Below are 24,967 nucleotides of genomic sequence, written 5' to 3'. Positions count from 1 at the left end.
GGGGAACCTGATGGTGACCAAGCGTGTGCTGGCGGGACTGCCGGAGGACGCCGATCTGCGGCGCGCGGACTCCCTGGCGCGGGAGATCTTCTCGGACGTCGCCAACAAGTGGGCGCTGCTGATCATCGAGGCGCTCGGTGAGGGAACCTTGCGGTTCGGCGAACTGCGGGACGAGGTCGAGGGCGTCAGCCACAAGATGCTCACGCAGAATCTGCGCATGCTGGAGCGCAACGGTCTGGTCGAGCGGACGGTGCACCCCACCGTGCCGCCGCGGGTCGAGTACACCCTCACCGGACCGGGCCGCGCGCTGCGCACCGCCGTGGACGCGATCTGTGGGTGGACGCACGAGCACCTGGGGCACATCGAGCGGGCGCGGGAACGCTTCGGCGACCGGTGACCGCGACCGGCGGTCGGACCGGCGGGTCAGGGCGCCAGGATGTCGAGTTCCTGGAGGGCGCCCTCGGTGATCTCGCGGGTGAGTTCCTCCGCGCGGGCGGCGTCGCGGGCGCGGACGGCCTCGGCGAGCTGGACGTGGAGGGTGACGGCGGCCGGGTCGGGGTCCTCGAACATCACGTCGTGGTGCGTGCGTCCGGCCAGCACCTCCGCGACCACGTCGCCGAGGCGGGCGAACATCTCGTTGCCGGAGGCGGTCAGGATGACGCGGTGGAACGCCACGTCGTGGAAGAGGTAGCCCTCCAGCTTGTGGCCGCGTGAGTTCGCCACCATCCCCAGGGCGCACTCGGTGAGTTCGGCGCACTGCTCGGCCGTGGCGTTGCGCGCGGCGAGGCCGGCCGCGACGGGTTCGATCGCGGAGCGCAGCACGGTGAGGGAGCGCAGCTGGCGGGGGCGGTCGGCGCCGGCCAGGCGCCAGCGGATGACCTGCGGGTCGTAGACGTTCCACTCGCAGGCCGGGAGGACCGTGACGCCGACGCGGCGGCGGGACTCCACCAGATGCATGGACTCCAGGACGCGGACCACCTCGCGCATCACGGAACGCGACACGTCGAAACGCTGGGCGAGTTCGTCGGTGCGCAGCACACTGCCGGGCGGGTACTCGCCTGCGGTGATCTCGGGGCCGAGGGTGTCCAGTACGCGGCCGTGCAGCCCCCGGCCCGTGGTGCTCATGCACTCAGCGTACGGGGCGGATCACACCGATAAAAAGTCAGACTTATTCGTCACAGGCTCTTGAAGTTGTCGTACTTATAAGTTTCAGTTGCGGTCGGCATCATCGGCAAGGTGTCGACGAGGACAGCAGACAGTGAGGCAGCGATGAACACCCCCCACGTCGTCGTGGTCATGGGCGTCGCCGGAACGGGCAAGACCACCATCGGTCCCCTGCTCGCGGCCCGCCTCGGCGTGCCGTACGCCGAGGGCGACGACTTCCACCCGCAGAGCAACATCGCCAAGATGTCGGCGGGCACCCCGCTCACCGACGACGACCGGTGGCCGTGGCTCGACGCCATCGGCGACTGGGCGCAGGGGCGCGCGGGACTGGGAGGCGTGGTCAGCTGCTCGGCGCTGAAGCGGTCGTACCGCGACCGGCTGCGGGCCGCCGCGCCCGGCGTGGTCTTCGTGCACCTCACCGGCGACCGCGCCCTCATCGAGGACCGGATGTCGCACCGGCAGGGGCACTTCATGCCCACGGCACTGCTCGACTCCCAGTTCGCCACGCTCCAGCCGCTGGAGCCGGACGAGGCCGGGGTCGCCGTGAACGTGACGGGCAGCCCCGAGGAGATCACCGCACGGGCGGCCACCGCCCTGACGTCGCTCTCCGAGCCGACCCCGTAGGACCTCACCCCCTTGGCCCCTCCCCCGGGGGCCGCCCCTCCCCCCAACCCGCACTTCCTAGGGATCCACCGTGACCAGACTCAGCGTCGAGATGCTGGCAGCGGACGTACCCGAGCCGATCACCTCGGCCGGCCACGCTCAGCTGGGCATCGCCGTCCTGGCGGGCATAGCCGTCATCGTCCTGCTCATCACCAAGTTCAAGCTGCACGCCTTCCTGTCGCTGACCATCGGGTCACTGGCGCTCGGCGCCTTCGCCGGCGCGCCGCTGGACAAGGTCATCACCAGCTTCAGCGCCGGGCTCGGCTCCACCGTCGCCGGTGTGGGCGTGCTGATCGCCCTGGGCGCGATCCTCGGCAAGATGCTCGCCGACTCGGGCGGCGCCGACCAGATCGTCGACACCATCCTCGCGAAGGCAAGCGGCCGCTCCATGCCGTGGGCGATGGTGCTGATCGCCTCGGTGATCGGTCTGCCGCTGTTCTTCGAGGTCGGCGTGGTGCTGCTGATCCCGGTGGTGCTGATGGTCGCCAAGCGCGGCAACTACTCGCTCATGCGCATCGGCATCCCGGCCCTCGCGGGTCTGTCCGTGATGCACGGCCTGGTTCCGCCGCACCCCGGTCCGCTGGTCGCCATCGACGCGGTCGGCGCCAACCTGGGCGTGACGCTGGCGCTCGGCGTGCTCGTCGCCGTCCCGACCGTGGTGATCGCCGGTCCGGTGTTCTCCAAGTACGCCGCCCGCTGGGTGGATGTCCCGGCGCCCGAGCGGATGGTCCCGCAGCGTCCCTCCGAGGACCTGGAGCGGCGCCCCGGCTTCGGCGCGACGCTGGCCACGATCCTGCTGCCGGTCGTGCTGATGCTGGCCAAGGCGCTCGTCGACATCGTGATCGACGACCCCGAGCACACCGTGCAGCGCGTCTTCGACGTGATCGGCTCCCCGCTGATCGCGCTGCTCGCCGCCGTGCTGGTCGGCATCTTCACCCTGGGCATGCCCGCCGGCTTCAGCAAGGAGCGGATCTCCTCCCTGGTGGAGAAGGGCCTGGCCCCGATCGCCGGCATCCTGCTGATCGTCGGCGCGGGCGGCGGCTTCAAGCAGACGCTGATCGACACCGGTGTGGGCCAGATGATCCTGGACATCTCCGAGGACTGGTCGATCCCGGCGCTGCTGCTGGCCTGGCTGATCGCGGTGGCGATCCGGCTGGCTACGGGCTCGGCGACCGTGGCGACCGTCTCGGCGGCGGGTCTGGTCGCGCCGCTCGCGGCCGACATGTCGACGACGCACGCCGCGCTGCTGGTGCTGGCCATCGGCGCCGGTTCGCTGTTCTTCAGCCATGTCAACGACGCCGGCTTCTGGCTGGTGAAGGAGTACTTCGGTCTGAACGTCGGCCAGACGATCAAGACGTGGTCGATCATGGAGACGATCATCTCCGTGGTCGCGGGGGCGTTGGTGCTCCTGCTGTCTTTGATCATCTAGCCGGGTTCCGGCTCACGGCGGCCCGTCCGCCCCTCGCAGGAGGGGCGGACGGGCCGCCGTCGTGTTCAGGGCCGCCACAGGGGGTGCTCGCGCTCGGCCCACTCACGGCGGACCGCGCCGGTGCGCAGGCCCCGGCGGGCCTCGGGGTCGGCGAGGGCCATGCCGACGTGCCCGGCGAGGACGATGCCGACGGTCAGCGCCAGCCAGTCGTGGACGAAGGTCGCGGCGGTCCGCCACACCAGCGGGGTGAGGTGGGTGAACCACATCAGCAGCCCGGTGCCGAGCATCACCAGGGCGGCCCCGGCGATCCAGGCCGCGTACAGCTTCTGGCCGGCGTTGAACTTCCCCGCCGGGCGGGACGCGGGACGGCGGTCGCGGCGCAGGGCGGCCCGCAGCCAGACCCGGTCGTGCGGGCCGAAGCGGTTGAGCCGGCCCAGGTCGGCGCGGAACGCGCGGGAGACGAGGGCGGTGAGCACGGGGACGGGCAGGAGCAGCCCCGACCACTGGTGGAGGGTGACGACCAGGGCGCGGCGGCCGGCCAGCTGGGCGAGCTGCGGGACGTAGAGGCACGCGGCGGTGGTCACGCAGACGCCCATGAGCAGGGCGACCGCGCGGTGCGCCCACCGCTGGGCGGGGGTGAAGCGCCGTACGGTCGTGGCGGCGGGCGGGGCGTCAGCTCGTGGGGGCATCGTCGCGTCCGTTCGAGCGGCCGACCCAGGCGTCGACGTCGTAGCCGCGCAGCTCCCAGTAGCCCGGTTCGACCTCGTCGGTGACGGTGATGCCGGAGAGCCACTTGGCCGACTTGTAGAAGTACATGGGGGCCACGTAGAGCCGCGCCGGGCCGCCGTGGCCGTGGCCGATGTCCTCGTCCCGCATCCTCAGGGCGACCAGGACGTCCGCGCGGCGCGCCTGGTCGAGGGTGAGGCTCTCGGAGTACGTCCCGTCGAAGCAGGTGAAGCGCACCGCGCGGGCGGTGGGGCGCACCCCGGCCGCGTCCAGCAGCCTGGACAGCCGCACGCCCTCGAACGGCGTCCCGGGTACCCGCCAGCCGGTCACGCACTGCACGTCCCGCACCAGGCGGGTCTGCGGCAGGGCCTTGAGGTCGGCGAGGGTGTAGGAGGCGGGGCGGTCGACGAGGCCGTCGACGGTGAGCCGGTAGGAGCCGGCGTCCTTGCGCGGGACGGACGCGGCGACCGAGTAGTAGCGGAAGCCGCCGCCGTTCGGGAGGAGTCCGGTCAGGCCCGTGGGGTCGCGGTCGGCGGCGCCGGCGAGGAGGGACTCCAAGCCGCGCTGGAGGGAGGGCGCGGCGGCCAGGCCGAGCGCGCCGAGACCGAGGGTGCCGAGCAGGACGCGGCGGCCGACGGGCGCGCCGCGCGCGTCCGGGTCGCCCGGGACGTCCCGGCCGTGCGAGGGATGTTCGGGTTTCACCCCCTCATTCGAGCACCCGCGCCCCGGGGCGGGCCAGGGAACGCGGGTGCTCGTCAGACTTCGGTAAGGCGCGGAAGCGGCGCTACGGGGTGCCCCCGGCCTCCTTCTCCAGCTGGAACGCCTCGTTGCCCAGGCCGATCCGGGCGTGCGTCTCGGGGGCGCGGCTGCGCAGGATCGCGCCCTGGACGAGTCCGATCACGAGGGCGAGGCCGATGACGCCGGGCAGGATCCAGCGCAGTGCGGAGTCGGGTCCGGCGCCGACGAGGACGTCGAAGTCCTTGACCGTGTAGACCGCGATCGCCACGAGGGCGATGCCGGCCAGCGCCGAGGTGGCCAGCCGCCAGGCCTGGGCGCGGGCGGCGCCGCGCCGTACGAAGAAGACGACGACGGACAGCGAGGCGATCGCCATGAGGACGATGACGCCGAGCGCGCCGATGTTGCCGCCCCAGGTGAACAGGTGCAGCACAGGCGCGGTGGGGTCGCCGGTGGGCTTGTCGTCGGTGAGCGCGAAGATGAGCACCAGCACGACGGCGATGCCGGTCTGCAGCAGGGAGCCGGTGCCGGGGGCGCCGCTGGAGCCCGTGGTGCGGCCGAAGGCGGCGGGCAGCAGGCCCTCGCGGCCCATGGCGAAGGCGTACCGGGCGACGACGTTGTGGAAGCTGAGCATGGCGGCGAACATGCCGGTCACGAACAGCACGTGCAGCACGTCGGTGAAGGTGGAGCCGAACCGGTCCTCGGTGAGGAAGAACAGCAGGCCCGCGCTCTGCTCCTGGGAGGTGGAGACGATCGAGGCGGGGCCGGTGGCCACGGTGAGGGCCCAGCTGCTGATGGCGAAGAAGACGGCGACGCCGGTGACGGCGAGGAACATCACGCGCGGCACCAGGACGTGCGGCCTGCTGGTCTCCTCCGCGTAGACGGGCGCCTGCTCGAAGCCGAGGAAGGCGGCGATGCAGAAGCACAGGGCGGTGCCGACGCCGGCGCCGGTGAGGGTGTCCGGGTTGAAGGCGTGCAGCGACAGGCCCTCCGTGCCGGGGTCGGCGACGGCGGCGACGTCGAAGACGACGACCAGCAGCACCTCGATGACCAGCAGGACGCCGAGGACCTTCGCGTTGACGTCGATCTTCAGCCAGCCGAGCGCGCCCACGGCGAGCGCGGCGGCGAGCGCCGGTATCCACCAGGCGACCTCGAGGTCGGCGTAGGTGGCGAAGAGGCCGGAGACCTCGAAGCCGAAGATGCCGTAGATGCCGACCTGGAGGGAGTTGTAGGCGACGAGGGCGACCAGGGCGGCGCCCGCGCCGGCGGTGCCGCCGAGTCCGCGGGAGATGTACGCGTAGAAGGCGCCCGCGTTGTGGACGTGCCGGCTCATCTCGGCGTAGCCGAGGCTGAACAGGACCAGCACCGCGCCCAGGACCACGAAGAGCAGGGGCTGGCCGACGATGCCCATCACCGCGAATGTGGTGGGCATGACACCCGCGACGACCATGAGCGGGGCGGTCGCGGCCAGCACGGAGAGCAGCAGGCCCCCCGTGCCGAGGCGGTCGGCCCGCAGGGCGCGGTCCTGCCCCTTGAAGGTGCTGATCCCCTCGGCCGGGGCTCTGTTGGTGCTCGAACTGTCCGTCGTCATCTCGAGACCGTCCTTGGGTCGGTGGTGGGTGCGGGGGGCGATCGGGGTGGGGTCAGGCCGTGCCCAGGGCGGCGGCGCGTGCGGTCCGGAAGGCGGTGAGGCCGTCCCGGTCGGGATAGGACCAGGGGGCGGGGGTGGCGTGGTCGCCGATGCGGTGGAACAGTGCGGCGGCCTCGGCCCCCCGGCCCTCGCAGACCTTGGCGTGGGCGAGGAAGTTGAGGTCGACCAGCCGGCGCGGGTGGCCCTCGTGCTCCCACTCCAGCCACCAGTCGAAGGCCGCCTTCATCACCTGCCGGGCGCGGCGTCCGACCCAGTGGCCGGAGGCGGCCGGGTCGGCGGGCTCGTGCCCGGCGGCGGCGAGGGAGCGGTAGCGCTCGGCGTGCGCGATGACCGGCAGGATGGCCAGCGGTGAGTCGGCGGGGGCCTGTTCGGCGGCCCAGTTGGCGAAGTCGTACACCTCGTGCAGCGGGTCGGGGCCCGCCTCCACGCGGCGTTCCGCGAGCCAGCCGACGACCAGGTGGTGGGCGTGGTGGTGGTCGGCGTAGCGGGTGCGGACCTGCTCGAAGATCCGGACGACGTCGCCCTCCGCGCCCAGGGAGCACTCCAGCATCAGCAGCCCGAGCCAGGGCGTCGGGTCGTGCGGCAGCTGCCGGGCGGCCTTGTGGCAGGCCTCGCGGACCCGGGCGGGCTTCTCCTTGCCACGCAGGGCGCGCCGCACCTGGGCCAGGGCCAGCAGCACGGTCGCGTCGCCGGAGTCGGGCTCGGCGAGCAGCCACTCGCGGGCCCACGCGGCGCAGTACGACTCCTTCGCGAGCACCGTGATCCGGTGTCCGCGGCGGTCCCAGTCGTCCCCCGTCCCGACCAGCAGCGAGCGGGTGCTCTGCCAGCGCCCCTGTGCCAGTGCGGCCCGCGCGGCGACGAGTTCGGCGTCGTCGAGGGCCTCGTCGTAGGCCTGTGCCGCCCGTTTGCGGGCGCGGCCGAGGGGAGGCGGGGGTGGGGGCACCGCGAACTTCCTCACGCGCTTCTCTTGTCATACGGCTCGCGGCGGGTGGTCGGTGGCAGTGGTCGGCTGCCGATCGCCACGAGCTGATCACGGACAGCAAACCGTCAGCGAACGGATCACGTCAAGGGCACCGGGGCCGTTACACGCGTCAACTGCGGTCACGAACGGGCAACTTGTGTCGCCGGTGAACGACCTCGCGGCCTCCGCGACGGAGGCCGGCAGCGCCCGGGACGGCGACGGCGCTGCTTTGATGACGGTATGAGCGACAGCGTCAGCAGCGAGAGCGGAATGAACGCCGACGAGATCCTCGACATCGTCGACGAGCACGACCGGGTGGTCGGACAGGCCCCGCGCGGCGAGGTGTACGCACGGGGGCTGCGCCACCGCTGCGTCTTCGTCCTCGCGCGGGACGCGGAGGACAGGGTGTTCGTCCACCGCCGCACTCCGACGAAGCTGGTCTTCCCGTCGCTGTACGACATGTTCGTCGGCGGGGTGGTCGGCGCGGGCGAGTCGTACGACGAGGCGGCCCTGCGGGAGGCCGAGGAGGAACTGGGCGTGAGCGGACTGCCCACGCCCTCGCACCTGTTCACCTTCCTGTACGACGACGGCTCCACGCGGACCTGGTGGTCGGCGGTGTACGAGGTGCGGTGCGAGCTGGAGGTGCGTCCGCAGGCCGAGGAGGTGGCCTGGCACGCCTTCCTGCCCGAGGAGGAGGTGCGGCGGCGGCTCGGCGACTGGGAGTGGGTACCGGACGGGCTCGCGGCGTACGAGCGGCTCCGGGCGTATCGGGCGGGCTGAGGGACCGGGCGTGACCGGTAGGGTCGCCCCCGTGATCGACTTTGTACGGAACGTCCGGTTGTGGTTCTCCCCCGCCGAGGTGCGGGACGACGGGGAGACGCCCGACTACCGCTTCTCGCTGGCGAACGAGCGGACGTTCCTCGCCTGGCTGCGGACCGCGCTCGCGCTGATCGGCGGCGGGTTCGCGGTGGACCAGTTCCTGCCCGATCTGCGGTGGGGCTGGCGGGTCGGACTGGCCCTCGCGCTGCTGGCGTCGGGGGCGCTGTGCGCGCTGCGTGCGGTCAACCACTGGGTGCGGTGCGAGCGGGCGATGCGGCGGGGCGAGGACCTGCCGGTGTCGCGGTTCCCGGCGCTGCTGGGGGTGGTGGTGGCGGGGGTGGCCGTGGTGATGGTCGTGGTGGTGCTGGTGGGGTGGGAGGCGTGACGACGCCGGCCGCGGCCGGGGGCAGGGATCCGGGTCTGCAGCCCGAGCGGACTCGGCTCGCCTGGCGGCGGACGACGCTGGCGGCCACGGTGGTGGCCGTGCTGGCGGGGAAGGCGGGGCTGGCGGGCGGGGCGTCGGGGGGTGTGCTGGCTGCGGGGGTCGTGTGCTGTGCGGGGTGGGCGGGGGTGTTGGTGGTCGCCCATCGGCGGATTCGGGGGCTGGCGGGGGTGGGTGAGCCCGAGCGGCTCTCGCTGCGGTTCGCGGTGGGGGTCGTGGTGTGCGTGCTGGTGACGGTGGGGGGTGGGGTGGGGGTGGTGCTGCGGTAGGGGTTCTCGCCCCCGCCACCCTTACCCTTCCCGACCCGGGGCTCCGCCCCGGACCCCGCTCCTCAAACGCCGGAGGGGCTACTCGTCGGCACCGTGACCACGATCTTGCCGCGTACGTGGCCCTCCTCGCTGCGGCGGTGGGCGTCGGCCGTCCGTTCCAGGGGGAACGTCTCCTCGACGTGGATCTTCAGGACCCCCTGGTCCGCCAGTTCGGACAGCTTGCGGAGGTCCGCGGGGTCCGGGCGGACGAACCAGTAGGCGCCGCCGTAGCCGGTCACCCCCGCGTCGACGATCGACGCCAGCCGCCCCTCCGGCACCACCAGGTTCGCGGAGCCCTTGAGGGCGTCGCCGCCCACCGTGTCGAAGACCGCGTCCACCCCCTCGGGGGCGAGCCCCCGGACGCGTTCAGCCATGCCCTCGCCGTAGCCGACCGGCTCCGCCCCCAGCCCCCGCACGAAGTCGTGGTTGCGTTCGCTCGCCGTGCCGATGACCCGCGCGCCGAGGTGCGCGGCCAGCTGGACGGCGACGGAGCCCACCCCTCCGGCCGCCGCGTGCACCAGCACGGTCTCGCCCCGGCGCACGCCGAGGGCCCGGTGCAGCACCTGGTACGCCGTGAGCCCCGCGAGGGGGATGCCGGCCGCCTCCTCGAAGGACAGACGCCGCGGCTTGGGCGCGAGGGTGCGGACCGGGGCGGCCACCAGCTCCGCGCAGGTACCGGCGGACAGGACGTCCTCGCGGACGTAGCCGATCACCTCGTCACCCTCGGCGAACTCGGGGACCGCGGGTCCGGGGCGGACGACGACGCCCGCCAGGTCCCAGCCGGGGATCACCGGGAAGACGGCCGGGAGGACCGCGTCGAGGTGGCCCTGGCGGGCCTTCCAGTCGACCGGGTTGACGGACACCGCCCGGACCTCGACGAGCACGTCGTCGGGGCCCAGCTTGGGGTCGTCGGCCTCGCCGTACTCGAGGACGTCGGGACCGCCGTACCGTGCGTAGCTGATCGCCTTCATGCGTCGACCCTCCGGGGTCGGCCCACGGCGTGCAAGCCGAATGACCCGATGTACGCCGTTCGCGTCACCGGACGGGCCGAGTGCGGACGGCATTCTCCCCCTATCGTGGACCCGATCACGTTCCGCTCCCGGTCTGGACGGCATACCGACCGGTCGGCATCATGGTCGGGTACTGTCCGCCTGCCCACAGGAGCGACGATGAGCCCCGACCACCCGCCCGGACTGGATCTCGACCGGCTGCGCGAGCTGCTCGAACGCGAGCGGCCCGGTCTGCTCGGCGGCCCCCTCTCCGGCCGGCTGATCGAGGGCGGCAGGTCCAACCTCACCTACACGGTCACCGACGGCGCGGGGACCTGGGTCGTGCGCCGTCCGCCGCTCGGCCACGTCCTCGCCACCGCGCACGACATGAAGCGCGAGCACCGGGTGATCAGCGCCCTGCATCCGACCCGCGTGCCGGTGCCGCGTCCGGTACTGCTGTGCGAGGACGAGGAGGTGCTCGGCGCGCCCTTCTACGTCATGGAGTACGTCGAGGGCACCCCGTACCGCACCGCCGAGCAGCTCGCCCCGCTGGGTCCCGGGCGGACGCGCGCGGCCGTGCTGAACCTGGTGGACACGCTGGTCGACCTGCACGCCGTCGACCCCGCCGAGGTCGGGCTGGACGACTTCGGGCGTCCCGAGGGCTTCCTGGACCGGCAGCTGCGGCGCTGGGGCAAGCAGCTCGACGCCTCCCGCAACCGTGAGCTGGCCGGCATCGACGAGCTGCACGCCACCCTCGGCCGTGCACTGCCCGTCTCCCCCGCGCCCGCCGTCGTGCACGGCGACTACCGCCTCGACAACGCGCTGATCAGCGACGACGAGTCGGTCCGCGCCGTCCTGGACTGGGAGATGTCCACGCTGGGCGACCCGCTGACGGACCTCGGTCTGCTGGTGATGTACAGCAGCCCGCTGGGCATGCCGGACTCCCCCGTCTCCACGACCGCCGAGGCCCCGGGCCACCCGACACCGGCCGAACTGATCGAGCGGTACGCCGCGCGGTCGGGGCGGGACGTGTCATCCGTCTCCTGGTACACGGCGTTCGCCTGGTTCAAGCTCGCCGTGATCCTGGAGGGCATCCACTACCGGTACACGCTGGGGCAGACGGTCGGGGCCGGGTTCGACCGCATCGGCGATCTGGTCCCGGTCTTCATCGAGCACGGTCTGACCACCCTTCAGGAAGGCTGACGAGACATGGACTTCGCGTTCGACGCGCGCACCGAGGAGCTGCGCGCCCGGCTCCTCGCCTTCATGGACGAGCACGTGTACCCCGCCGAGCAGGTCGCGCACGAGCAGCGGGCGCGGCTGTCCTCGCCGTGGGAGAACCCGCCGGTGGTGGAGGAACTGAAGGAGGAGGCGCGCCGGCAGGGCCTGTGGAACCTGTTCCTGCCCGACGCCGAGTACGGCGCCGGACTCACCAACCTCCAGTACGCGCCGCTCGCCGAGATCACCGGCCGGTCCCCGCAGCTCGCGCCGACCGCCACCAACTGCGCCGCGCCCGACACCGGGAACATGGAGGTGCTGGCGCAGTTCGGCGACGAGCGGCAGAAGAAGCAGTGGCTGGAGCCGCTGCTCGCGGGCGAGATCCGTTCGGCGTTCGCGATGACCGAGCCGGACGTGGCCTCCTCGGACGCCACCAACATCACCACGCACATCCGGCGGGAGGGCGACGAGTACGTCATCACCGGCCGCAAGTGGTACATCTCCGGGGCCATGCACCCGGACTGCACGATCTTCATCGTGATGGGCAAGACCGACCCGGACGGGCCGGACATCCGCCGCCAGCAGTCCATGGTCCTGGTCCCGCGCGACACCCCGGGCGTCACCGTGAAGCGGGCCATGCAGGTCTTCGGCTACGAGGACCACTACCACGGCGGCCACGCCGAGGTGGTCTTCGACGAGGCGCGGGTGCCGGTGTCGAACCTGATCGGCGAGGAGGGCGGCGGGTTCGCCATCGCCCAGGCGCGGCTCGGTCCTGGCCGGATCCACCACTGCATGCGGCTGATCGGCATGGCCGAGCGGGCGATCGAGCTGATGTGCCGGCGGGCGGTGTCCCGGGAGGCCTTCGGCAAGGCGCTCGCCCAGCAGGGCGTGGTGCAGAACTGGATCGCGGACGCGCGGGTCGCGGTCGAGCAGCTGCGGCTGCTGGTGCTGAAGACGGCCTGGATGATGGACACCGTCGGCAACCGGGGCGCGCACACCGAGATCCAGGCCATCAAGATCGCCACCCCGCGCACGGTCGTCGGCATCCTCGACCGCGCGATCCAGCTGCACGGCGCGGGCGGCGTGAGCCAGGACTTCCCGCTGGCCGAGCTGTACGCGGGCGCGCGCACGCTGATGCTCGCGGACGGCCCGGACGAGGTGCACCAGCGGTCGCTGGCCCGCCGCGAGATCAAGAAGTACCTGTAGCGGGCGTGGAACCGGCTCGTCGGGTGCCGTGGGGCGTCCGGCGGGCCGGTGACGCGGGTGCCGGGGCCGCGTCCGGGGGCTGCTTACGCGCGCAGTGCGCGCAGCAGGAGGTCGGCGAGGTGGTCGGCGACCTCCTGGGGGCCGAGCGGGCCGTCGGGGCGGTACCAGGTCGACAGGTGGTGCACCGAGCCGAAGTGGTAGTCGACGACGAGGTCGGCCGGGGTCGCCGTGGAGAAGACGCCCTCGCGCTGGCCCTCCTCGATCAGCGCGCGGAACCGCTCGTGGTAGCGGCGGCGCTCGGCGCGTACCTGCTTGTTCTTCTCCGGGCTCAGGTGGTGCATGGAGCGGAAGAAGATCGACGCGTCGTCGAGGTTCTCGATGGTGGTGACGACGACGTCGGCGGCCGCGCCGCGCAGCCGTTTCTCGATGGGCTCGTCGGCGTCGGCGAACTGGTCCAGGCGCTCCTGCTGGAGGCGCAGCACGCGCGCGTAGACCTCGTGCAGCAGGTCGTCCTTGGAGCCGAAGTAGTGGTACAGCGCCCCCTTGGTGACGCCGGCCGCCTCGACGATCTCCTGCACCGAGGTGCGGTCGTAGCCCTGCTCGGCGAAGAGCCGGGTGGCGGCGGCCAGCAGCCGCTGCGGCACGGGGGTCCCGTCACCGTCCGTCGTTCTGGGCACTGCCGCCACCCGCCTTTCCGTGTTGCTGTCGGTCGTCGTGCGTCCAGGGAACGCCGTCCCCGCCGGAAGATCTTCCCACTCCACGGAATCGCCGCTTCGGGCACCGCCTCCCCGCCCAGTTTCTCCCCCGGAGCGAGGAGGAGTGCGGGCGGGTCCGCGCCGGCACCCGCCCGGTGGGGGTCGGGCGGGTGCCGGTGCGGGTGTCAGCGGGTGGTCTCCCACTGCCGCTGGACGCGGTTCATGCCGCCGAGCCAGCGCTCGGGGTCGGCCGCGCGGGCCCGGTAGTACTCGGCGACCTCGGGGTGCGGCAGGATGAGGAAGCGGTCCTGCTCGATGCCGTCGAACAGGGCGTCGGCCACGTCCTCCGGCTCGATCGCGGTGGGCTTCAGCACCAGGTCCCCGGCACTGCCGCTGGCGTCGAGCATGTCGGTGCGCACGCCCTGCGGGCAGATCGCGTGCACCTTCACCCCGCGGTGCCGGTAGGTGAGCGACAGCCACTCGGCGAAGGCGTAGGCGCCGTGCTTGGTGACGCTGTAGGGGGCGGTGCCGATCATGGTGAGCAGTCCGGCGGCGGAGACGGTGGAGACGAAACGGCCGCTGCCGCGCTCCAGCCACTCGGGGAGCAGCGCGTGTGCCGCGCGGACGTGCGCCATCACGTTGACGTCCCAGGACAGCGCCCAGTCCTCCTCGCGCAGCGGTTCGCCGGGCTCCCCGCCGTCGCGGCCGACCCCGGCGTTGGCGCACCAGACGTCGACCGTCCCGCCGAGGGCGTCGCGGGCCTCGTCGACGACCGAGGAGGCGTCGCCCGCCACCGCCTGGCCGCCGATCTCCTCGGCGACGGCCTTGGCGCGGGCGGCGTCCAGGTCGTTGACCACGACCTGAGCGCCCTGGGCGGTGAATCGGCGGGCGAGTGCCGCTCCGATGCCGCCCCCGGCTCCCGTGACGACCACCTTCGCACCCTGCACGGCTTGCACCATCGGTCTCCTCCGACGCGGCTCGCGAACGCCTGACCGCGTCAGACTAACCGGTCGGTATGCCGTGAGGAAGGGGCGTTCCGCGTGGCATCGGTCGTGCTCGTTCCCCGGGGCGGCCCCGCACGCTAGCGTGCGTGGCCATGACATGTACCGCGATCACGGAGGTCACCGCATGAGGCTGTCCCGACGGAGCCTGCTCGCCACCACCACGGCCGCGGTCGCGGCCTCCGCCGCGCCGGCCGCCGCCGCGCCGGGACGGGGGCCTGGGCACGGCGGGGGGCGTACGCTGCGCACCGGTTTCGAACGGCTCGCGGCGGACGGCTACGCCCTGCTCGACGGCCGCCGCGTGGGCGTGGTCACCAACCCCACCGGCATCACCCGCGACGTGCGGCACATCGTCGACGTGATGCACGCCGACGACCGAGTGGACCTGACCGCGGTCTTCGGGCCGGAGCACGGCTTCAGAGGCACCGCGCAGGCGGGAGGCTCGGAGGGCCGTTACGACGATCCGGCGACCGGGCTGCCCGTCTACGACACCTACCTGAAGAGCGGCCAGGACCTCGCCGACATCTTCACGGCGTCCGGCGTGGACACGGTGGTCTTCGACATCCAGGACGCCGGCGCCCGCTTCTACACGTACATCTGGACGCTCTTCGACTGCATGGAGGCGGCGCAGCTCGCGGGCCTGTCGTTCGTGGTCCTCGACCGGCCGAACCCGGTGAGCGGACGGGCGGCGCTGGGGCCGGTGCTGCACAAGGAGTTCGCGACCTTCGTCGGGCGGGAGCCGATCTCGCAGGCGCACGGGATGACGGTGGCGGAGCTGGCGCTGCTCTTCAACGCGGAGTTCCTTCCGGCGCCCGTCGCCCTGGAGACCGTGAAGATGTCGGGCTGGAAGCGGTCGGACTTCTACGACGCCTCCGGGCTGCCGTGGGTGCCGCCGAGCCCGAACATGCCGACGCCGGAGACGGCGCTGGTGTACTCGGGGACGTGTCTGTTCGAGGGCACGAACCTGTCGGAGGGGCGCGGCACGACCCGGCCGTTCGAGCTGCTGGGCGCGGAGGGCGTCGACGGGCGCTGGGCGGCCGCGGCGAACGAGCTGGACCTGCCGGGCGTGCGGTTCCGTGAGGCGTACTTCGCGCCGACGTTCTCCAAGTTCGCGGGGAAGACGGTCGGCGGCGTGCAGCTGCATGTGCACGACCGCGAGCGGTTCGACCCGGTGCGGACCGGCATCGGCCTGCTCGTCACGGCGAAGCGGTCGTGGGACGGCTTCGCCTGGCGCGAGGACAACTGGATCGACAAGCTCACCGGCTCCACGCAGGTCCGCACGATGATCGACGCGGGCGCGGACACGGACGAGGTGGTGGCGGGCTGGCAGGGCGAGCTGGCGGCGTTCCGCCGGAAGCGGCGCGAGCACCTGCTCTACCGGTAGGCCCCGGCCGGGGCACGTGGGCGGCGGCGGATCGCGGGACGGCGATCCGCCGCCGTCGTGTTCGCGCCCCCTTTTCCACCCCGTCCGCCGCCGTGACCTGCGCTTTCCGTGCTCCACTCCGGGTGATGCGGGGTTTATCGGCCGACGGACCGGTGATCGGTGTGCATATCGGCGGGGTGTTCAGGAACCCGTGGAAGCCGCGGGGAGTTCTCAGAGCGTCGGGAAAGGGCCGCCCCTCCGCGGGAAGGGACAGGGAGCCCGTTACCGCCGGTATCCCCGCGCCGACGACAACTGAAGTGCGGGCCATGGGAGTTGGCCCGGCGTTCCCCGCGGCCGGCTGAGGGGGCCATCGGAAAAAGGATGGAGCCGAATCGCGTGCCGACACGTCTATTCGGCGACGTCCTTTCGACGACGCCGAAGTGACCGGATTACAGGTGCAGGTGTGACGGAGGTGCAGGACGATGGCCGGTTTCCGGAGTCTGGCGAGACAGGTCCGAGATCCCCGGTGCGATCTGGCGCTGCGGCGCTACTCGCTGCGCAAGTGCCTGGAGCGGTTCGCCCCGTACGGGCACCGCGCGACCTGGGACCACTTGTGCTCGCGGGCCGGGTTCGACCCCGAGGACCGCTCCGTCGACCCGGCGCGGCTCGTGGCCGCACTGGACGAGCTGGAGGAGGCCCGGGCGGTCTGGCTGGCGTACGAGGTGGAGTTCGCCGAGCGCCGCAGGAAGGAGAAGCACGACGGTCTGCGCAGGCCGGGCACGGTGGACGACTGGCACCGGATGACCTGGGGAGGTTTCGGGGTCGCCTGGTGCGACGATCCGCGGGTGCACCCGACGGAGCCCTTGGCGGAGGTGCTGCGGCGGCTGATCGCCGCGCTGGAGCGTGAGCCTGGCTCGTCCTGCCCCGTGTGCCAGGGAGCGCGGCTCGTCTGGCGCCACGACCTGGACCACGAACCCTCGTCGGGCCCGGTGTGCACGGACTGCGGCATCCTGGTCCCCCGTCCCGTGCTGACCCCGGCGGCCCTCGCGGAGTCCCGCCGCACGAGGCTGCTGGTCTCCGCCTGACCCGGCGGACGCCAGGGACGACACGACCGACGAGAGCGACCAGCACGACGAGCGCGACGAGCGACAGCAGGCAACGGTGACGAGCGACCGGAGCAACGGGGGCACGGGGGTGCGCGCCAGGGATGCCGCACCCCCCGCGCCGCCCCGGGACGGTAGCAGGCGGTAAACCGGTCGTTCCACGGCTTTGTTCTCAGGACAGTTGGGGCCGATGAGACCCACCTGAGAACCCTGGGAGCCCTCCCGATGTCGACGCTGCGCGTCACCGCCGAGATACTGACCGTCCACCCGCATCCGAACGCCGACGCCCTGGAGCTGGCCCAGGTCGGCCTGTACCGGGCCGTCGTCGCCAAGGGCGCCTACCGCACGGGCGACGCCGCCCTGTACATCCCCGAGCAGTCCGTGCTGCCGCCCGCCCTGATCGACGAGCTGGGCCTGACCGGCCGGCTGGCGGGCGGGAACCACGACCGGGTCAAGGCGGTCCGGCTGCGCGGCGAGCTGTCGCAGGGCATCGTCTGCCGGCCGACGGCGCTCGCGGACGTCGACCTGGTACGGGCCGCCGCCGACGGCACCGACTTCGCGGAGCGGCTCGGCGTCACCAAGTGGGTGCCGCCGGTCCCGCCGACCATGAGCGGCGAGGTCGAGTCGGCGCCCGCCCTGCTGCCCTGGGTCGACATCGAGAACCTCCAGCGCCACCCCGGCATCTTCTCCCCGGGCGAACCCGTCGTGGTCACGGAGAAGCTGCACGGCACGGCCTGCCTGCTGACCTACGCCGCGGACGAGGACCGCGTGTACGTCTCCTCCAAGGGCTTCGGTGCGAAGTCCCTCGCCCTGAAGGAGGACCCGCGCAACCTGTACTGGCGCGCGGTGCGCGGCCACGGCGTCGCCGAGGCGGCCGCCGAGCTGGCGGCCCGGCTGGGCGCGCGGCGGGTCGGCGTCTTCGGCGAGGTGTACGGCGCGGGCGTGCAGGACCTCTCGTACGGCGCGGACGGGCGGCGCGACACCCTCGGGTACGCCGTGTTCGACGTCTCCGCGGAGATCGACGGGCAGGTGCGCTGGCTCGACGCGGCGGAGCTCCTCGAGGGCCGCCTGCCGCTGGTGCCCCGCCTCTGGACCGGCCCGTACGACAGCGGGCGGGTGATGGAGCTGGCCGGCGGCCGGGAGACGGTGTCAGGCAGGGAGCTGCACATCCGGGAGGGCGTGGTGATCCGGCCGGTGACCGAGCGGCACAGCCCGGTGACGGGCGGCCGGGCCGTCGCTAAGGCGGTGAGCCCGGCGTACCTGACCCGTAAGGGCGGCACGGAGTACGAGTGAACGAGGGCGGGCGGCGAGGAGCCGCCCGCCTCCCTCACTCGCCGGAGTTCTTCCTGCCGCTCTCCGCCATGAGCCGGGAGCCGGTGAGGCGCTCGCCGAAGACGTCGTCCGGGTTGGACAGCACACATCCCTCCAGCGAGAGACAGCCGCAGCCGATGCAGTCGGTCAGGTGGTCGCGCAGCCGGTTCAGCTGCCGGATGCGCTCGTCCAGTTCGGAGCGCCACGCCTCGGAGAGCCGCGCCCAGTCGTCGCGCGTGGGCGTGCGCTCCTCGGGCAGCTCGGCGAGCGCCTCGCGGATCGTGGCGAGCGGGATGCCGACGCGCTGGGCGGCGCGGATGAAGGCGACGCGGCGCAGGGTGTCACGGGTGTAACGGCGCTGGTTGCCGGAGGTGCGCCGGCTGCGGATCAGCCCTTTGGCCTCGTAGAAGTGCAGGGCCGACACGGCGGCCCCGCTGCGGGCGGAAAGCTGGCCGACGGTGAGCTCGTGGATCTTCTCTGGTATCCGGTGCACTCCTCGAAGCCTACCGACCCCGTACGGCGGCCCGTCCGTTGACAGCCGCCCTGCGGCCGACCATGCTAAGCAGTTGCTTAGGCATGCGCACGAGGATGCGCCTGCGACTACGTGACGCGAGAGGCCGGGACATGGCAGAGCCGAGGATCTTCACGTCCGTCGACGACCTGAAGGCGGCGGTGGGCGAGCAGCTGGGGTACACCGACTGGCTGGAGATCGACCAGAAGCGGATCGACCTGTTCGCCGAGGCCACCGGTGACCACCAGTGGATCCACGTGGACCCGGAGAAGGCCGCGGCGGGCCCGTTCGGCACGACCATCGCGCACGGCTATCTGACGCTGTCGCTGCTGCCGCTGTTCGGCCCGCAGCTGCTGTCCGTCGAGGGCGTGAAGATGGGCGTCAACTACGGCACGAACAAGGTCCGCTTCCCGGCCCCCGTGCCGGTCGGCTCGCGCCTGCGCGCCACGGCGCGGATCAGCGCCGTCGACGAGGTCCCGGGCGGCGTCCAGGTCGCCACCGCCTTCACCGTGGAGCGCGAGGGCGGCGACAAGCCGGTGTGCGTGGCGGAGTCGGTGGCCCGGTACTACCTCTAGGAAGTCCCGGCGTTACCGGCCCCCACCATGCGGAGCACGAGGTCGGCGTAGAGCGCGCCGACCTCCTCCGGGGTGCGGGGCCCGTCGACGTTGAACCAGCGGGCCACGTCGATGCACAGGGACAGCACGGCGAGCGTGGTGCCCGGCACGTCCGGGACGTCGAACTCGCCGGAGCGGACACCGTCCTCGATGATCCCGCGCACCTCGGCGTCGACCTGGCGGCGCAGGCCGACGATCTCCGCGCGGGCGTCCGGGCCGAGCGAGTCGAGTTCGTACTGCACGACCCTGGCGGTCGTGCGGCCCCGCGCGTGCCAGCGGACGAAGGAGCTGACCGCGTCGGCGAGCCGCTCGGTCGCGGTGCCGTCGCCGCCGGACGCGGTGCGCAGGATGTCCAGCGCCTTCTCGTGTCCGATGCGGCTGATGCGGTGGAGCAGCTCTTCCTTGGTCTTGTAGTGGATGTAGAGCGCGGCCGGGCTCATGCCGGCGCGGCCCGCGATGTCGCGGGTCGTCGTGGCGTGGTAGCCGCGCTCCGCGAAGGCCTCCACGGCGGCGAGCAGCAGTCGCCGGGCCGCGTCGGGCGTGACCTCACCCCACGGCTGCGTGTCACCGCCGGCCGTCTCCTCCGCCGTACTCATCACTCACCCCATTCGCTGGCAGGGTCGTCATCCTACCGGCAAGGGTGAGCGGGCGCTTAGCGTGCCTGCCGGGCGTTTCCGGGGGCGCGTGGGCGGCACCCTGCGGGGGTGCTGGGCTGGGGGCGTTGCGCACACCGGCGCGGGCGGGGTGCTCCGCATGGGCGCGGGTGGGGTGTGTGCGCATCGCGGCGACAGCAGGCACCAGTGTCGGTGTGGGCCAGGGGTGCCGGCGCACCTGGCGCCAGCAGGGTGCCGCCGCGCCAGACCGAGGACGTCCACCCCTGCCCCGACACCCCCCCACCCCCAGCCGTGGGCGCAGCCGCAGCCTCACAGCTTCTGCAGCGGGTCGTACTCGGCCAGCATCTTCTCCAGACGTGCCTGGTCGACCCGGTTCACGATCGTGCCCGCCTCCTGGCGGTCGCGGATGACCTTGGCCAGGGTGAACGCGGACGTGACCAGGTACAGGACCGCGATGCCCAGGAAGGCGCGGACCCAGGCGTCGGTCTCCAGGTTGAAGATGCCGACCGCGGTGGCCCCCAGGGCCACTCCGAAGGACGCCACGGCCTGACCGTAGAAGGCCGCCGTGCTCTGCTGCTTGACCGGTGTCTCGCTCATGCGGAACAGAATCGGCGGATGTGGCCGCGACCACATCCGCCGAGATACTCATACCGTACTCAGTTCACCGACCCGGCCCCGGCCCGGTCCTCAGAACGCCGAAATCCCCGTCAACGCCCGGCCGATGACCAGCTTCTGTATCTGGCTGGTGCCTTCGTACAGCGTCATGACGCGCGCGTCGCGCAACAGCTTCCCCGCCGGGTACTCGTCGATGTAGCCGTACCCGCCGAACACCTGAAGCGCGTTGTTCGCGGCGCGCACGGCCGCCTCCGACGCGAACAGCTTCGCCTTGGACGACTCCACGGCGAACGGCTTCCCCCGGTCGATCAGATCGGCGACCCGCCACGTGAGCAGCCGCGCCGCGTCCACGTCGACGGCGATGTCGCTGATCAGCTCCTGCACCAGCTGGTGCCCCGCGATCGGCTTGCCGAACTGCTCCCGCTCCCCCGCGTAGGCCACCGCCGCGTCCAGCGCCGCCTGGGCGATCCCGACGCAGCCCGCCGCGACCGACATCCGCCCCTTCGCCAGGGCGGACATGGCGACGGAGAACCCCTTCCCCTCCTCGCCGAGCATCGCGGACGCGGGCACCCGCACCCCGTCGAACACCAACTCCGCCGTGGCCTGCCCCCGCAGCCCCAGCTTGCCGTGCACGGCGCGGCGGGTCAGCCCCGCCGTGTCGGTCGGGACCAGGAAGGCCGAGACCCCCTTGTGCCCGGGCGCGTCCGTGGAGCGCGCGAACAGCAGCACCACGTCCGCCCACGTCCCGTTCGTGATGAACATCTTCGAGCCGTCGATGACGTACTCGTCACCGTCCCGCACCGCCCGCGTGGCGAGGTTCCCCGCGTCGGAGCCGGTGCCCGGCTCGGTCAGCCCGAAGCAGCCGACGTACGCGCCGGAGGTCAGCCCCGGCAGCCAGGTCCGCTTCTGCTCCTCGGTCCCCCACGCGGCGATCGTCTTGGCGACCAGCCCGAGGGAGACGGAGACGATGCCGCGCACGGAGGAGTCCCCGCGCCCCAGTTCTTCGGTGACCAGGCAGTACGCGAGGTGGTCGCCGCCGGACCCGCCGTACTCCTCGTCGATCGTGAGCCCGAGGAAGCCGACCTCGCCGAGCTTCTTCACGATGCCCCGGTCGACCTCCTCCGCGCGGTCCCAGGCGGCGGCGTACGGCGTGACCTCGCGCCGTACGAAGTCCCGGGCGAGCCGGCGAACCGCCTCCTGCTCGTCAGTCAGCTCCAGGTTCATCCCGAGTCACCCCATGTGAATGTGAGACGCGCGTCATCGTGTACCGGTAAATTAGCACTGCTAGTTTAGAAGCGCAGCCCTACTATGTGCGCCATGGCCCGACCGCGCAAGCCCTTGCTCAGCACCGACCGGATCGTGGAGACGGCGCGTGCGCTGGTGGACGCGGAGGGGCTGGCAGCGGTCTCCACCCGCCGGCTCGCCGCCGAGCTGGGGGTGAGCGGGCCGTCGCTCTACAACCACTTCCGCACCAAGGACGAGATCCTGGAGGCGGTGGCGGACTCGGTGAGCGCGCAGGTCGACCTGTCGATGTTCGAGGACGGCCGGGACTGGCGGACGGCGCTGCACGACTGGGCGGTGTCGTACCGCAACGCGTTGCGCGACCACCCGAACATCGTCCCGGTCCTGGCCCGGGGCCCCGGCCGCCGCCCGGCGGCGCTGCGGCTGGCCGACGCGGCCTACGGGGCGATGGTCGAGGCGGGCTGGCCGCCCGCGCAGGCCACGTCGATCGGCGCGCTGATGCGGTACTTCATCATGGGCTCGGCGCTCGGTTCGTTCGCGGGGGGCTTCGTGGACGACGCGAGCGCGTACGATCCGGCGGACTATCCGCACCTGGGGCAGGCGCATCTCCTTGCGGAGCAGCAGGAGAAGATCGACGAACGGGCCTTCGAGGCGGGGTTGACGGCGCTGTTGGACGGGCTTGCGCTGCAGTACGAGCGGGTGCGGCGGGAAGTCTGAGGGTGCCTGGAGGGGCCTTGAGCGGCGGGCGTGGCGTCGGGGCGGTCCGGCACCGTGGCCCGTGCGGGCCGGTGGGGGCTGGTCGCGCAGTTCCCCGCGCCCCTGGGGGTGTCGCCCGCACCCCCTCCATGCCATGCAGGGCATGACCGCCACCGTGGAACCGTGCTTCCGACCACGTGCGGGCCGGTGGGGGTCCTCGCGCCGTTCCCCGCGCCCCTGAGGGGCGACTTCGACGCCCCGCACGCCGGACCGGCACCGGAACTGCACGCACCACGACCGTGCGGGCCGGTGGGCCTTGCCCGCGCCGTTTCCCGCGCCCCTGAGGGTGTCGCCCGCACCCCCTCCATGCCATGCAGGGCATGACCGCCACCGTGGAACCGTGCTTCCGACCACGTGCGGGCCGGTGGGGGTCCTCGCGCCGTTCCCCGCGCCCCTGAGGGGCGACTTCGACGCCCCGCACGCCGGACCGGCACCGGAACTGCACGCACCCCGACCGTGCGGGCCGGTGGGGCTGCCCGCGCCGTTCCCCGCGCCCCTGAGGGCGCACCGTTCGGCGTTCGCCGAACCGTTCCTGTCGCATGCTGGAGGGCATGACCTCCAAGGATCCCAGGGCCGGTGCGCTGGCGCGGCTCGCCGCGCTCGTCGCTGATGAGACGCGAGCGGCGTGCCTGCTCGCGCTGCTGGACGGGCGGGCCTGGACCGCGGGTGAGCTGGCGCGGCACTGCGGGGTCGCCGCGTCCACGCTCAGCGAGCACCTGGGCAAGCTGGTCGGCGGCGGGCTGCTGGCCGAGGAGCGGCAGGGCAGGCACCGGTACGTGCGGCTGGCGGACGCCCGCGTCGCCCAGCTCGTGGAGGACCTCACCGCGCACATCGCCCCGGACGCCGCCGAACCGCCGCGCGGGCTGCGGCAGTCGGGCGCGGACTCCGCGATGGCACGCGGCCGCACCTGCTACGACCATCTCGCCGGCCGGCTCGGGATCGCCGTCACGGACGGCCTCACCGCGCGCGGACTCCTGCGTCAGGACACGGGGTTCGCGCTCACGGACGCGGGGCTGGACTGGTTCGGCGCGCTGGGCGTCGAGCTCGACGCGCGGGGCAGGCGCCCGCTCGCCCGCGCCTGCCTTGACTGGACGGAGCGGCGCCCCCACCTCGCAGGCGCCGCGGGCGCGGCCCTGTGCCGACACGTCCTGGACCAGGGCTGGTGCGTGCGGATCGGCTCCGGGCGGGCCGTGAAGGTGACCGAGGACGGCGTACGCGCCCTCACCGGGCTGCTGAGCGTCGACGCGGCCGCGCTGCGCTGAGGCACCCGGCACGCCGATCAGTCCGGGGCGTGCGGCGGGTGCGAGGGAATTTGTCGGACGGCTCCGGCTCGACGTGCCGCCCAGCGCGCGCCTGCGCCATCGCGCCATCGCGCCGGTACACCGACTATCCCGCCGCCGACCGGGGTGACGCCCCCCCGTGCGGGGGCAGGTGCGGCGCCGCGGGGGCTGGTCGCGCAGTTCCCCGCGCCCCTGGGGGCACCTCCGCACCGGCGCCGGAAGCGCTGAGGACCGGAAGACGACCAGGGCGCGGCCGTCCCTTCACCGCAGGTGCCGCTTACCGACCGGGGTGACGACCCCCCGTGCGGGGGCGGGTGCGGCGCTGTGGGGGCTGGTCGCGCGGTTCCCCGCGCCCCTGGGTGGGTGTCCGCAGGGGTGGGGCTTCGGCCGCCGGCCGTGGGGTGACGACCCCTCGCGCGTGCGGCGTCGTAAAAGCCGGGCGCGGGGACGCGGCGGGGTCAGAAGGTCACCAGCGCTCGGCCTCCCTTGCCTGCGAGCATGGTGTCGAAGGCGGCCGGGATGCCGTCCAGGGTGATCCGCTCGGTGACCAGGGCGCCCAGGTCGAAGGCGCCGGAGCGGATGTGGCCGGCGAGGACCGGCAGGTCGCGGGCGGGGTCGGAGTTGCCGTAGACGCAGCCGGAGAGGGTGCGGCCCCAGTGGAAGATCTCCAGGGCGTTGAAGGAGACCTTCTCCTCCTTGCCGCCGATGCCGACGACCGTGGTGCGTCCGCCGCGCCGGGTGGACTCCCAGGCGGTGCGGATGGTGCTCGCCCGCCCGACGCACTCCACCGCGACGTCCACGCCCTGCTTGCCGGTGAGGGCGCGGATCTGCCGGGCGGTGGTGTCGGAGGCGACGACGTACTCGGTGGCGCCGGCCGCGCGGGCCAGCTCCTCCTTCTCCGGGGACACGTCCACGGCGACGATCGTGGCGGCGCCCGCGATCCGGGCCGACTGGAGCGCGGCGAGGCCCACTCCCCCGACGCCGAACACCGCGACGGTCTCGCCCTCACGCACGCGGGCGGAGTGGTGGACGGCACCGTAGCCGGTGAGGACGGCGCAGCCCAGCAGGGCGGCGTCGGCGAGGGGGACGCCGTCCGGGGCGGGCAGCACGCAGGCGCCGGGCACCACGGTCTCCTCGGCGAACGCGGCCACGTTCAGGCCCGGGTGCAGATCGGTGCCGTCGTCGGCGCGGCGGGCGTGCACGCGGGCGGCGCCGTCGAGGGCGTGGGCGCACAGCCACACCTCGCCGCGCCCGCACGCGGGGCAGGCGCCGCAGGAGGGCGCCCAGTTGAGGACGACGCCGTCGCCGGGCGCGACATGGGTGACGTCCTCGCCGACGGCGACGACGGTGCCGGCGCCCTCGTGGCCGAGGACCGCCGGGACGGGCACGCGCATGGTGCCGTCGGACAGGGACAGGTCGGAGTGGCACACCCCGGCGGCGGCGAGGCGGACGCGCACCTCGCCGGGGCCGGGCTCGGGCAGGTCGACCCCGGTGATCTCCAGCGGGGCGCCCACGGCGGGCAGGACGGCGGCTCGTACGGCCATGAGGGTT

Annotated in this window: 27 protein-coding genes; 14 read left to right on the top strand and 13 right to left on the bottom strand. The window is 73.0% G+C overall.

The genetic code is table 11. The annotated features are described in order from the left end of the window. The first annotated feature begins 10 nt into the window (after window positions 1–10). Entirely contained in the window at window positions 11–397 is a 387-nt protein-coding gene (locus ACQZOG_RS10320; RefSeq protein WP_033276721.1) for a winged helix-turn-helix transcriptional regulator, read from the top strand. A gap of 26 nt (window positions 398–423) precedes the next feature. Here ACQZOG_RS10320 and ACQZOG_RS10315 read toward each other — a convergent pair whose 3' ends face one another. Continuing rightward, window positions 424–1,125 carry a FadR/GntR family transcriptional regulator gene (locus tag ACQZOG_RS10315; RefSeq protein ID WP_033276722.1) on the bottom strand — a complete coding sequence of 234 codons (702 nt, stop codon included), beginning with the start codon at window positions 1,123–1,125 and terminating at the stop codon, window positions 424–426. A 144-nt stretch (window positions 1,126–1,269) separates the two neighbouring features. On the opposite strand from ACQZOG_RS10315, the gene ACQZOG_RS10310 reads away from it, so the two are divergent. Continuing rightward, window positions 1,270–1,788, top strand: coding sequence for a gluconokinase (locus ACQZOG_RS10310; protein ID WP_033276723.1), 519 nt, complete (start codon window positions 1,270–1,272; stop codon window positions 1,786–1,788). Between the two features lie 70 nt (window positions 1,789–1,858). Beyond that, window positions 1,859–3,256 (top strand): gluconate:H+ symporter, encoded by a 1,398-nt coding sequence (locus ACQZOG_RS10305; protein ID WP_033276724.1) that lies wholly within the window; start codon window positions 1,859–1,861, stop codon window positions 3,254–3,256. Window positions 3,257–3,321: 65 nt separating this feature from the next. On the opposite strand, the gene ACQZOG_RS10300 is transcribed toward ACQZOG_RS10305, so the two are convergent. From ACQZOG_RS10300 to ACQZOG_RS10285, 4 genes are all read right to left on the bottom strand, one after another. Further along, window positions 3,322–3,945, bottom strand: coding sequence for a cytochrome b/b6 domain-containing protein (locus ACQZOG_RS10300; protein ID WP_033276725.1), 624 nt, complete (start codon window positions 3,943–3,945; stop codon window positions 3,322–3,324). Further along, window positions 3,929–4,684, bottom strand: coding sequence for a molybdopterin-dependent oxidoreductase (locus ACQZOG_RS10295; protein ID WP_033276726.1), 756 nt, complete (start codon window positions 4,682–4,684; stop codon window positions 3,929–3,931). The genes ACQZOG_RS10300 and ACQZOG_RS10295 overlap by 17 nt, the downstream gene beginning before the upstream one ends. An 82-nt stretch (window positions 4,685–4,766) precedes the next feature. Next, the gene (locus ACQZOG_RS10290; RefSeq protein WP_033276727.1) at window positions 4,767–6,308 is read right to left on the bottom strand and encodes an APC family permease; all 1,542 of its coding nucleotides are present in this window, start codon (window positions 6,306–6,308) and stop codon (window positions 4,767–4,769) included. Window positions 6,309–6,360: 52 nt separating this feature from the next. Next, window positions 6,361–7,311 (bottom strand): hypothetical protein, encoded by a 951-nt coding sequence (locus tag ACQZOG_RS10285; protein ID WP_033276728.1) that lies wholly within the window; start codon window positions 7,309–7,311, stop codon window positions 6,361–6,363. A 258-nt stretch (window positions 7,312–7,569) separates the two neighbouring features. Here ACQZOG_RS10285 and ACQZOG_RS10280 point away from each other — a divergent pair, with 258 nt between their 5' ends. The 3 genes from ACQZOG_RS10280 to ACQZOG_RS10270 are packed head-to-tail and all read left to right on the top strand — an operon-like array spanning window position 7,570 to window position 8,859. Further along, window positions 7,570–8,109, top strand: coding sequence for an NUDIX hydrolase (locus ACQZOG_RS10280; protein WP_286159833.1), 540 nt, complete (start codon window positions 7,570–7,572; stop codon window positions 8,107–8,109). Between the two features lie 31 nt (window positions 8,110–8,140). Beyond that, window positions 8,141–8,533, top strand: coding sequence for a YidH family protein (locus ACQZOG_RS10275; RefSeq protein WP_033276730.1), 393 nt, complete (start codon window positions 8,141–8,143; stop codon window positions 8,531–8,533). Continuing rightward, window positions 8,530–8,859 (top strand): DUF202 domain-containing protein, encoded by a 330-nt coding sequence (locus ACQZOG_RS10270; protein WP_033276731.1) that lies wholly within the window; start codon window positions 8,530–8,532, stop codon window positions 8,857–8,859. The genes ACQZOG_RS10275 and ACQZOG_RS10270 overlap by 4 nt, the downstream gene beginning before the upstream one ends. A gap of 62 nt (window positions 8,860–8,921) precedes the next feature. On the opposite strand, the gene ACQZOG_RS10265 is transcribed toward ACQZOG_RS10270, so the two are convergent. Next, a complete protein-coding gene (locus ACQZOG_RS10265; RefSeq protein WP_033276732.1) occupies window positions 8,922–9,869 on the bottom strand; it encodes an NADP-dependent oxidoreductase in 948 nt (315 codons plus the stop codon). Between the two features lie 198 nt (window positions 9,870–10,067). Between ACQZOG_RS10265 and ACQZOG_RS10260 the strand changes: the two genes are divergently transcribed. After that, window positions 10,068–11,090, top strand: a complete 1,023-nt coding sequence (locus ACQZOG_RS10260; RefSeq protein ID WP_359519701.1) for a phosphotransferase family protein — start codon at window positions 10,068–10,070, stop codon at window positions 11,088–11,090. A 6-nt stretch (window positions 11,091–11,096) separates the two neighbouring features. Then, window positions 11,097–12,311, top strand: a complete 1,215-nt coding sequence (locus ACQZOG_RS10255; protein ID WP_033276734.1) for an acyl-CoA dehydrogenase family protein — start codon at window positions 11,097–11,099, stop codon at window positions 12,309–12,311. Window positions 12,312–12,394: 83 nt separating this feature from the next. On the opposite strand, the gene ACQZOG_RS10250 is transcribed toward ACQZOG_RS10255, so the two are convergent. After that, window positions 12,395–12,988 carry a TetR/AcrR family transcriptional regulator gene (locus ACQZOG_RS10250; protein ID WP_033276735.1) on the bottom strand — a complete coding sequence of 198 codons (594 nt, stop codon included), beginning with the start codon at window positions 12,986–12,988 and terminating at the stop codon, window positions 12,395–12,397. 203 nt (window positions 12,989–13,191) lie between these two features. Further along, window positions 13,192–13,965, bottom strand: coding sequence for an SDR family oxidoreductase (locus tag ACQZOG_RS10245; RefSeq protein WP_033276736.1), 774 nt, complete (start codon window positions 13,963–13,965; stop codon window positions 13,192–13,194). Between the two features lie 169 nt (window positions 13,966–14,134). Here ACQZOG_RS10245 and ACQZOG_RS10240 point away from each other — a divergent pair, with 169 nt between their 5' ends. The 3 genes from ACQZOG_RS10240 to ACQZOG_RS10230 all read left to right on the top strand — a co-directional run bounded on the left by ACQZOG_RS10240 (window position 14,135) and on the right by ACQZOG_RS10230 (window position 17,766). Beyond that, the gene (locus ACQZOG_RS10240) at window positions 14,135–15,391 is read left to right on the top strand and encodes an exo-beta-N-acetylmuramidase NamZ family protein (RefSeq protein ID WP_261674811.1); all 1,257 of its coding nucleotides are present in this window, start codon (window positions 14,135–14,137) and stop codon (window positions 15,389–15,391) included. A gap of 461 nt (window positions 15,392–15,852) precedes the next feature. Then, window positions 15,853–16,455, top strand: coding sequence for a hypothetical protein (locus ACQZOG_RS10235; RefSeq protein ID WP_037638782.1), 603 nt, complete (start codon window positions 15,853–15,855; stop codon window positions 16,453–16,455). 243 nt (window positions 16,456–16,698) lie between these two features. After that, window positions 16,699–17,766, top strand: a complete 1,068-nt coding sequence (locus ACQZOG_RS10230) for an RNA ligase (ATP) (RefSeq protein ID WP_203551110.1) — start codon at window positions 16,699–16,701, stop codon at window positions 17,764–17,766. Between the two features lie 34 nt (window positions 17,767–17,800). Here ACQZOG_RS10230 and soxR read toward each other — a convergent pair whose 3' ends face one another. Beyond that, on the bottom strand, window positions 17,801–18,277 hold the full coding sequence (soxR, locus tag ACQZOG_RS10225; RefSeq protein WP_033276740.1) for a redox-sensitive transcriptional activator SoxR: 477 nt from the start codon (window positions 18,275–18,277) through the stop codon (window positions 17,801–17,803). Between the two features lie 131 nt (window positions 18,278–18,408). Here soxR and ACQZOG_RS10220 point away from each other — a divergent pair, with 131 nt between their 5' ends. Next, the gene (locus ACQZOG_RS10220) at window positions 18,409–18,870 is read left to right on the top strand and encodes a MaoC family dehydratase (RefSeq protein ID WP_028961860.1); all 462 of its coding nucleotides are present in this window, start codon (window positions 18,409–18,411) and stop codon (window positions 18,868–18,870) included. On the opposite strand, the gene ACQZOG_RS10215 is transcribed toward ACQZOG_RS10220, so the two are convergent. From ACQZOG_RS10215 to ACQZOG_RS10205, 3 genes are all read right to left on the bottom strand, one after another. After that, window positions 18,867–19,505: a TetR/AcrR family transcriptional regulator gene (locus ACQZOG_RS10215; RefSeq protein WP_033276741.1), complete on the bottom strand. Its 639-nt coding sequence runs from the start codon at window positions 19,503–19,505 to the stop codon at window positions 18,867–18,869. The genes ACQZOG_RS10220 and ACQZOG_RS10215 overlap by 4 nt on opposite strands. Window positions 19,506–19,832: 327 nt before the next feature. Then, the gene (locus ACQZOG_RS10210) at window positions 19,833–20,120 is read right to left on the bottom strand and encodes a YiaA/YiaB family inner membrane protein (protein WP_033276742.1); all 288 of its coding nucleotides are present in this window, start codon (window positions 20,118–20,120) and stop codon (window positions 19,833–19,835) included. Between the two features lie 90 nt (window positions 20,121–20,210). Continuing rightward, window positions 20,211–21,362 (bottom strand): acyl-CoA dehydrogenase family protein, encoded by a 1,152-nt coding sequence (locus tag ACQZOG_RS10205; RefSeq protein ID WP_033276743.1) that lies wholly within the window; start codon window positions 21,360–21,362, stop codon window positions 20,211–20,213. Window positions 21,363–21,455: 93 nt separating this feature from the next. On the opposite strand from ACQZOG_RS10205, the gene ACQZOG_RS10200 reads away from it, so the two are divergent. Together ACQZOG_RS10200 and ACQZOG_RS10195 are read left to right on the top strand one after the other, a co-directional pair. Next, window positions 21,456–22,097 carry a TetR/AcrR family transcriptional regulator gene (locus ACQZOG_RS10200; protein ID WP_203551109.1) on the top strand — a complete coding sequence of 214 codons (642 nt, stop codon included), beginning with the start codon at window positions 21,456–21,458 and terminating at the stop codon, window positions 22,095–22,097. Window positions 22,098–22,687: 590 nt separating this feature from the next. Then, on the top strand, window positions 22,688–23,398 hold the full coding sequence (locus ACQZOG_RS10195; protein WP_351083957.1) for an ArsR/SmtB family transcription factor: 711 nt from the start codon (window positions 22,688–22,690) through the stop codon (window positions 23,396–23,398). 476 nt (window positions 23,399–23,874) lie between these two features. Here the strand turns inward: ACQZOG_RS10195 and ACQZOG_RS10190 are convergent, their stop codons facing one another. Beyond that, window positions 23,875–24,960, bottom strand: a complete 1,086-nt coding sequence (locus tag ACQZOG_RS10190) for a Zn-dependent alcohol dehydrogenase (RefSeq protein ID WP_033276745.1) — start codon at window positions 24,958–24,960, stop codon at window positions 23,875–23,877. Between the last annotated feature and the right edge of the window lie 7 nt (window positions 24,961–24,967).

It is taken from the genome of Streptomyces sp. P13-3-3 (assembly GCF_050571355.1).
Taxonomy (GTDB): domain Bacteria; phylum Actinomycetota; class Actinomycetes; order Streptomycetales; family Streptomycetaceae; genus Streptomyces; species Streptomyces althioticus.
The sequence above is the reverse complement of the archived record's forward strand: the minus strand, read 5'-3'. Positions and strand labels throughout refer to the sequence as shown.

Bases quoted from the DNA above. Each gene is read 5' to 3' on its own strand.
- ACQZOG_RS10320 (WP_033276721.1), top strand. From the start codon at position 11: ATGGTGACCAAGCGTGTGCTGGCGGGACTGCCGGAGGACGCCGATCTG.
- ACQZOG_RS10315 (WP_033276722.1), bottom strand. From the start codon at position 1,125: ATGAGCACCACGGGCCGGGGGCTGCACGGCCGCGTACTGGACACCCTC.
- ACQZOG_RS10310 (WP_033276723.1), top strand. From the start codon at position 1,270: ATGAACACCCCCCACGTCGTCGTGGTCATGGGCGTCGCCGGAACGGGC.
- ACQZOG_RS10300 (WP_033276725.1), bottom strand. From the start codon at position 3,945: ATGCCCCCACGAGCTGACGCCCCGCCCGCCGCCACGACCGTACGGCGC.
- ACQZOG_RS10290 (WP_033276727.1), bottom strand. From the start codon at position 6,308: ATGACGACGGACAGTTCGAGCACCAACAGAGCCCCGGCCGAGGGGATC.
- ACQZOG_RS10280 (WP_286159833.1), top strand. From the start codon at position 7,570: ATGAGCGACAGCGTCAGCAGCGAGAGCGGAATGAACGCCGACGAGATC.
- ACQZOG_RS10265 (WP_033276732.1), bottom strand. From the start codon at position 9,869: ATGAAGGCGATCAGCTACGCACGGTACGGCGGTCCCGACGTCCTCGAG.
- ACQZOG_RS10260 (WP_359519701.1), top strand. From the start codon at position 10,068: ATGAGCCCCGACCACCCGCCCGGACTGGATCTCGACCGGCTGCGCGAG.
- ACQZOG_RS10255 (WP_033276734.1), top strand. From the start codon at position 11,097: ATGGACTTCGCGTTCGACGCGCGCACCGAGGAGCTGCGCGCCCGGCTC.
- ACQZOG_RS10245 (WP_033276736.1), bottom strand. From the start codon at position 13,965: ATGGTGCAAGCCGTGCAGGGTGCGAAGGTGGTCGTCACGGGAGCCGGG.
- ACQZOG_RS10240 (WP_261674811.1), top strand. From the start codon at position 14,135: ATGAGGCTGTCCCGACGGAGCCTGCTCGCCACCACCACGGCCGCGGTC.
- ACQZOG_RS10235 (WP_037638782.1), top strand. From the start codon at position 15,853: ATGGCCGGTTTCCGGAGTCTGGCGAGACAGGTCCGAGATCCCCGGTGC.
- ACQZOG_RS10230 (WP_203551110.1), top strand. From the start codon at position 16,699: ATGTCGACGCTGCGCGTCACCGCCGAGATACTGACCGTCCACCCGCAT.
- ACQZOG_RS10220 (WP_028961860.1), top strand. From the start codon at position 18,409: ATGGCAGAGCCGAGGATCTTCACGTCCGTCGACGACCTGAAGGCGGCG.
- ACQZOG_RS10215 (WP_033276741.1), bottom strand. From the start codon at position 19,505: ATGAGTACGGCGGAGGAGACGGCCGGCGGTGACACGCAGCCGTGGGGT.
- ACQZOG_RS10210 (WP_033276742.1), bottom strand. From the start codon at position 20,120: ATGAGCGAGACACCGGTCAAGCAGCAGAGCACGGCGGCCTTCTACGGT.
- ACQZOG_RS10205 (WP_033276743.1), bottom strand. From the start codon at position 21,362: ATGAACCTGGAGCTGACTGACGAGCAGGAGGCGGTTCGCCGGCTCGCC.
- ACQZOG_RS10200 (WP_203551109.1), top strand. From the start codon at position 21,456: ATGGCCCGACCGCGCAAGCCCTTGCTCAGCACCGACCGGATCGTGGAG.
- ACQZOG_RS10195 (WP_351083957.1), top strand. From the start codon at position 22,688: ATGACCTCCAAGGATCCCAGGGCCGGTGCGCTGGCGCGGCTCGCCGCG.
- ACQZOG_RS10190 (WP_033276745.1), bottom strand. From the start codon at position 24,960: ATGGCCGTACGAGCCGCCGTCCTGCCCGCCGTGGGCGCCCCGCTGGAG.